Annotated in this window: 9 protein-coding genes and 1 pseudogene; 8 read left to right on the top strand and 2 right to left on the bottom strand. The window is 37.6% G+C overall.

All coding sequences use genetic code 11. From position 1 onward, the window contains the following. Positions 1-69: 69 nt before the first annotated feature. Together Q0F90_RS06565 and Q0F90_RS06560 are read left to right on the top strand one after the other, a co-directional pair. Positions 70-279, top strand: coding sequence for a hypothetical protein (locus tag Q0F90_RS06565; RefSeq protein WP_296004262.1), 210 nt, complete (start codon positions 70-72; stop codon positions 277-279). A gap of 1 nt (position 280) precedes the next feature. Beyond that, entirely contained in the window at positions 281-628 is a 348-nt protein-coding gene (locus Q0F90_RS06560; protein ID WP_273298090.1) for a zeta toxin family protein, read from the top strand. On the opposite strand, the gene Q0F90_RS06555 is transcribed toward Q0F90_RS06560, so the two are convergent. After that, the gene (locus Q0F90_RS06555; protein WP_273298089.1) at positions 603-944 is read right to left on the bottom strand and encodes a hypothetical protein; all 342 of its coding nucleotides are present in this window, start codon (positions 942-944) and stop codon (positions 603-605) included. The genes Q0F90_RS06560 and Q0F90_RS06555 overlap by 26 nt on opposite strands. A gap of 201 nt (positions 945-1145) precedes the next feature. On the opposite strand from Q0F90_RS06555, the gene Q0F90_RS06550 reads away from it, so the two are divergent. From Q0F90_RS06550 to Q0F90_RS06525, 6 genes are all read left to right on the top strand, one after another. Further along, a complete protein-coding gene (locus tag Q0F90_RS06550; protein ID WP_296004261.1) occupies positions 1146-1604 on the top strand; it encodes a hypothetical protein in 459 nt (152 codons plus the stop codon). A 247-nt stretch (positions 1605-1851) separates the two neighbouring features. Next, positions 1852-2670 carry a sulfurtransferase gene (locus tag Q0F90_RS06545; RefSeq protein WP_296004260.1) on the top strand — a complete coding sequence of 273 codons (819 nt, stop codon included), beginning with the start codon at positions 1852-1854 and terminating at the stop codon, positions 2668-2670. 13 nt (positions 2671-2683) lie between these two features. Continuing rightward, positions 2684-2911 carry a hypothetical protein gene (locus Q0F90_RS06540; protein WP_296004259.1) on the top strand — a complete coding sequence of 76 codons (228 nt, stop codon included), beginning with the start codon at positions 2684-2686 and terminating at the stop codon, positions 2909-2911. A 137-nt stretch (positions 2912-3048) separates the two neighbouring features. Continuing rightward, positions 3049-3804 carry an exodeoxyribonuclease III gene (locus Q0F90_RS06535; protein WP_296004258.1) on the top strand — a complete coding sequence of 252 codons (756 nt, stop codon included), beginning with the start codon at positions 3049-3051 and terminating at the stop codon, positions 3802-3804. 68 nt (positions 3805-3872) lie between these two features. Then, positions 3873-4562, top strand: coding sequence for a 7-cyano-7-deazaguanine synthase QueC (gene queC, locus Q0F90_RS06530; RefSeq protein ID WP_296004257.1), 690 nt, complete (start codon positions 3873-3875; stop codon positions 4560-4562). Between the two features lie 485 nt (positions 4563-5047). Continuing rightward, on the top strand, positions 5048-5539 hold the full coding sequence (locus tag Q0F90_RS06525; RefSeq protein WP_296004256.1) for a QueT transporter family protein: 492 nt from the start codon (positions 5048-5050) through the stop codon (positions 5537-5539). A gap of 97 nt (positions 5540-5636) precedes the next feature. Here the strand turns inward: Q0F90_RS06525 and Q0F90_RS06520 are convergent. Then, positions 5637-5954 (bottom strand): annotated as a pseudogene (locus Q0F90_RS06520) (glutamate dehydrogenase); the annotation flags it as partial.

The raw sequence follows: 5954 nt of genomic DNA, 5'->3' as shown, positions 1-5954 counted from the left end.
AGAAAGTATTAGTAACTAATATAACTTTTGTGGATAATATTTGTTTTGTTAGTGAAAAGAGGTATTATTATGGCTACTTGGATGGAAAAAGATGTATTAATTGAGTTTATTAGTCATGTAGTTGCTGTAACAGCTCGTGATGTTGATGTTGATAACAAAGATGTTATTTCACTACTTCGTTTACAAGGTAAGTTGTATGGATTGAGCCCAGAAGAAATAGATTATGAAAAAGAAGGCGAATTTATTAAGCAAAAACAAGCTATATTAGAAGGTATTTAAAATGGATGATAAATTAGCGGAAATAGAGAGATTAAAAAAATTTACAGAAGCTGATTCTGTTAGGATAACAGAAAAAATATGGAAGCATATATTATCTACTAACAAGAATTTAACACCAGTAACAAATCCAGAAGGAATTATTACTGGTGGTACTCCTGGTGCTGGTAAATCTGTTTTTGTAAAGTTAGCCAATAAAAGATTAAATAATAATTTAATGACTATTGATGGTGATCAGTTTAGACGATACCATCCTAATTTTGTTAAATTGCAAAAGTTAGTTGGGCCAGATATAGCTTTTGTTACAGGCCCTTTGTTGAGCTACTTCAATTTTCCTTATAAATTAAAATAGATTTATCGTAATATTTTTTCTTTAGGTAGTTATGATTATCAGATTTTAGAATATCCATATCTGTGATTTGACAAGGTAGTTGAAGCTTATGTTCAAAATCATCAATCATATCATACCAGTCTAACATATCTAACTCTTCAGTTTTATCAGAGTCTTCCACCATAAATTCTATATCAATATCGATAATTGTTGTGTTAGAGGAATAATAACCAAATAAATAAGCTGATTTAAAACCATATTTTTTGAATAGTGGCGTAGTAATATTTTGAATTTCTTCTAATGTTATTTCTTTTTTGCTAGTATTAAATTTGACCATGCTAATCGCCTCCTAATATAAAAACCAATCAGAATATTGTACTACGATTAGTGTTAATTGGGAATAGGCATTGAGATTATTTTATATATTGCCTTATAACTATAATAGAATTAAAAATTATTGTGACTCTCATTAATATCTCATTAAGGATTAGTAGGATAAGTCCGATTACAATAATTTGAGATTAAATAGGAGAGCCTTATGAGTGAGAATGTGTTTGAATGTCCATATTGTCAATCGGAAAATATTCAAAGCTATAATATTGCTTACGCAAGTGGATTTTCTAATGTAAGTGGGGTTACTACTGGTGTAGGTGTTGGTATGAGTGGCCGAGTAGGTGTTGGTGTTGGGAATACCGTAGGCACTCAACAAACAGTACTTTCTATGATGGCGACCCCTCCAAAGAAAAAATCTACAACAAGTCTTTTTATAATGGGGACCTTGGGAATTTATTTTGGTCTTGGACTTGTGCTTTTGGTCTCAGGTTTAAGTAAGAGTAATTGGTCTCTACTTCTTTATATTGGGGCGTATGCTATTTTAATATATGCTATACATCGTCGTACTGTTTGGAATAGAACGGTTTATCCACAATTGCGAAGAGATTGGGAACGTACTTATATTTGCTTGCGTTGTGGTAATAAATTCCGATTAGATTATTAAGTTAAAATAACAAACGACAAGTACAATACAGACGTTGTTGTGAAATGTAACCTAGATAAAATAAAAAAGAGTATATGGGAAAAAGAGCTATATGGCTGATATATGCCATATAGTTCTTTTTATATGTATATCTTTTAGTAATTGTAACTTTCACTATACCAAAATAAATTGTATATCCTCTTGTACTCGTATATAATAATATTATCAGATTTGTATTTTTCGATATAATTATATGAAAGGAGTACCTATGTCAAATTTTATCACTCCTAATGAATTGTTAGCTTGTCTCGATGAGGTCATTATTTTAGATGCTCGAGGCTATCAAGATTATAAAAAAGGCCATATTAAAGGTTCTTATGCGGTGGATTTAAATAAGGATTTAACAGGTCCTTTGGGCGAGCATGGCGGTCGTCATCCATTGCCAGATATGGAGCGTTTGGCTCATACCTTTGAGTCTTATGGTATAACTCGTGATTCCAAGGTTGTTGTGTATGACTCTTGGCTCTTCTTGGCGGGACGTTTATGGTGGACGTTGCGCTACATGGGTTTAACGGATGTACGCGTATTGTCTGGCGGTGTTGAGCGTTGGATTAAGGAAGGTCATGGTCTAACTAAAGAACCAACTCCGTTACCTACAGAACCGTCTGTTTTTAACTATGAATTGCAAACGCATATGGTGATGAGTCGTGATGAGGTACTCAAGGCTAGTGAAAGTGGTGACCATGTTATCATTGATGCTCGTGCGCCTTTCCGTTACGATGGATCACAAGTAGATACGATGGATGGTATGACAGGACATATTCCTGGTGCTGTTAATCATTTCTATGAAAGTGGCTATACTGTCGATGGTCCGAAGTCTGTAAAAGACTTAGAGGCTGAGTATTATAATGAAATTTATCAAAATCGACCTGTTGTAACCTATTGTGGTTCTGGTGTTACAGCTTGTAATGCATTGTTAACTATGAGCGAAGTGGGCTTGGAATCTGCATTATATGTTGGTAGCTCTAGTGACTGGGTAACTTATGATGGATTCCCACTTAATACAGGTGTAGAAACATTAAACTAACATAGGAGGTCAAATGAATCTTTTAAAGCAATTGTTAACGGTTGTTGCCTTTGCCTATATGTGTTATCACATTTATAATTTTGGCCCAGGTATGTTTAATGTTACTGTGTTGGTAGTTCTTATTTTGTCTACGGTAGCTAATTATTTCCGTGAGAAACGTGAAAGCGACCTTAAGGCCAACGAAAATGTGCGCAAGGCTCGCGCTGAAGCTAGACATGCAAAAAAACATAAACAGCAGTAATGTCGCTAAAATATAATTTTTAGATTAGCTTATATTAAGCAAAAACTTTGCTTATATTTTATGTGAAAGAGACTTTCACCAAGTTAAATACGGTGAATAACATTAGATTGATGCGAAGTATCGCAAAGGAGTAAGAATTGAAATTAATTTCTTGGAATGTAAACGGCCTACGCGCCGCTGTCACAAAGGGTTTTATGGAATCCTTTAATGAATTAGATGCAGATATTTTCTGTTTGCAAGAAACGAAATTGCAACCAGAACAAATTTCTTTGGAATTGCCAGGCTATGAGCAATATTGGAATAGCGCTGTGAAAAAAGGCTACAGTGGTACCGCTGTATTTACACGTATTAAACCGTTGTCCGTAACTAATGGTATCGGCATTGAAGAACACGATCAAGAGGGCCGTGTTATTACTGCTGAATATGACAGTTTCTATTTAGTATGCTGCTATACGCCGAATAGCCAGCGTGAATTGGCTCGTCTTGAGTACCGTATGGCTTGGGAAGACGCATTCCGTAACTATTTGCTTGAATTAGATAAGAAAAAACCAGTCATTCTCTGTGGTGATCTCAATGTAGCGCATCAAGAAATCGACCTTAAAAATCCTAAGACAAACCGTAAAAATGCAGGCTTCTCCGATGAAGAGCGTGCAAAAATGACAGAACTGTTAGGTGCTGGTTTCACAGATACATTCCGTCACCTCTATCCAGATGCAATTGAGCAATATAGTTGGTGGTCCTACATGGGCAAAGCTCGTGAGCGGAATACAGGATGGAGAATTGACTACTTCATCACCTCTAAACGTCTTGACGACAAAATTCAAGAAGCTAAAATTCACCAACAAATCTTTGGCTCTGATCACTGCCCAGTAGAATTGGTAATTGATTTATAATATATTGAAAGTATAATCTACAGCCTCATCTTAGGATGGGGCTGTTGTAATAGGTGAAAGGAGACCTTATGGCTCAAAAACAAAAGGCTGTTGTCTTATTCAGCGGTGGGGTAGATAGTACTACATGTTTAGCGCTAGCTATTGAAAGATTTGGCAAAGACAATGTAGTGCCGTTATCCATTCAATATGGTCAAAAACATAGTAAAGAACTAGAGGCTGCTGCATCTATTCTCGCTTATTATGGAATTGAAGGTAAAACGATGGATGTCACTAAATTGTTTGCCTTCAGCAATTGCTCTTTATTGACCCAATCCACAGAGGCAATACCTCAAGGTTCATACAAGGAACAACAAGAAACAGAAGGGGAATGTACGGTTAGTACCTATGTGCCATTTAGAAATGGTCTTTTCCTATCTGCGGCGGCTTCCTTAGCCTTATCTCTAGACTGCGGCTATATTTACTACGGTGCCCATAGCGATGATGCGGCTGGTAACGCATATCCAGACTGTACAGAACACTTCTATAAATCTATGGGCGATGCTATCTTCGAAGGATCCGGCAAAGAATGCTCCTTAGAAGCACCATTTATCAACCATAACAAAGCAGACGTCGTAAAAGAAGGCCTACGACTCGGCGTACCATACCACCTAACATGGTCATGTTACGAAGGCGGCGACAAACCATGCGGACACTGCGGTACCTGCATCGACAGACAAGCCGCCTTCCAAGCCAACGGCGTCGAAGACCCAGCACTATAATAGAACTTCTCTACATCCACTAAAACTGGATTTTATTAGTAGCCGCCATTTAGGCGGCTACTTTGCATATAAACTAATAGATAAGATACTATTTTTGCCTTGAGGAGGACTTCTACGTCGCTAATATTAGTTTATTTGTTGATTAACTAAATTCGCAGTGGCAGGAGATACCTTTTCAAAGAGCGACTTTGGCAGGTCGAGGCCCTGGGCCGATGACCGTATAGCCAGTGGAGCGATGAGGAAAGGTATCTTCCGCCACCCCGTCCTTACCAACTTAACACTAATAGTAGATTTACATATAAGTCCGCCTACAACCAAATTGATTGCGAAAATATTAGATATATGCTAATATTAGTATTGCCTAAAGGCGACAACTAAATAAGACAGTTTGAAACCATCCTGTCTCTAAACAAAACTACGGAAATTCATAAGCATTTTAGCATGGTAGTTTTGCCATGCTTTTTTTATTTGAGGAGGTGAGTGTTATGATTACTACACGTAAATTGACTATTTCTGCCATGGTTGTGGCATTGTACATCGTTGTATTGTATGTAACGCAAAGCGTTTCTTTCGGAGCGTACCAAATTCGTATAGCAACATCATTATATGCACTTGCTTATGCCTTTCCGTTTTTGGTAATTCCCATGGGGATTGGCAACCTCATTTCTAACTTCCTATTCGGTGGTCTTGGTATCCTCGATATGATGGGCGGCTTTGGCGTCGGTATTTTAACAACAGGTATTATCGTAGGTATGCGTAAGCTTGGCCTTAGCGCTTGGTGGGCGATGTTGCCAATTATCTTTGTACCTGCATTATGCGTGCCGTTATGGCTTAGCCCGTTGCTTGGCCTTCCATACTGGCCATTAGTATTGAACCTTATCGTAGGTCAAACAATCCCAGCCGTTCTTGGCTCTGTTTTAGTGAAAGCATTGATCAGCCGTCCTAGTGTGGCTGCTTTGGTAGGCGCTTTCAAGTAAAATAGATAAATAAAAAGATTTATAGGCAAACAAAAAGGCGTAAGCTCAAATGAGCTTACGCCTTTTTTATGGCTAAATGTTATGGAGGTAGAAAGGATTAGCAGTTATAACCGCGCCATCTAGTTTCAACTACGAGGCGTTCAAGAGCAACCATGTACGCTGCTTGACGAGGTGGTACATTGTATTTATGTTGCATTTCCCAAACAGCTTCGAAGCTATTTTGCATGTTTTTAGTTAATCTTTCGTTAACTTCTTCTTCAGTCCAGTAGAAGCTAGCTTTGTTTTGTACCCATTCATAGTAGGATACAACTACGCCGCCGCCGTTAGCAAGAACGTCAGGGATGATGTCGATACCTTTTTCATAGAAGTATTTATCTGCATAATTAGAAGTAGGGCCATAAGCACCTTCCAAGAT

The sequence above is a fragment of the uncultured Veillonella sp. genome (assembly GCF_934190855.1).
Lineage (GTDB): Bacteria > Bacillota > Negativicutes > Veillonellales > Veillonellaceae > Veillonella.
This window is presented reverse-complemented; position numbering and strand designations above follow the sequence as displayed.

Excerpts from the sequence above, each read along its gene's own strand:
- Q0F90_RS06565 (WP_296004262.1), top strand. The coding sequence starts at position 70 with ATGGCTACTTGGATGGAAAAAGATGTATTAATTGAGTTTATTAGTCAT.
- Q0F90_RS06560 (WP_273298090.1), top strand. The coding sequence starts at position 281 with ATGGATGATAAATTAGCGGAAATAGAGAGATTAAAAAAATTTACAGAA.
- Q0F90_RS06555 (WP_273298089.1), bottom strand. The coding sequence starts at position 944 with ATGGTCAAATTTAATACTAGCAAAAAAGAAATAACATTAGAAGAAATT.
- Q0F90_RS06550 (WP_296004261.1), top strand. The coding sequence starts at position 1,146 with ATGAGTGAGAATGTGTTTGAATGTCCATATTGTCAATCGGAAAATATT.
- Q0F90_RS06545 (WP_296004260.1), top strand. The coding sequence starts at position 1,852 with ATGTCAAATTTTATCACTCCTAATGAATTGTTAGCTTGTCTCGATGAG.
- Q0F90_RS06540 (WP_296004259.1), top strand. The coding sequence starts at position 2,684 with ATGAATCTTTTAAAGCAATTGTTAACGGTTGTTGCCTTTGCCTATATG.
- queC (WP_296004257.1), top strand. The coding sequence starts at position 3,873 with ATGGCTCAAAAACAAAAGGCTGTTGTCTTATTCAGCGGTGGGGTAGAT.
- Q0F90_RS06525 (WP_296004256.1), top strand. The coding sequence starts at position 5,048 with ATGATTACTACACGTAAATTGACTATTTCTGCCATGGTTGTGGCATTG.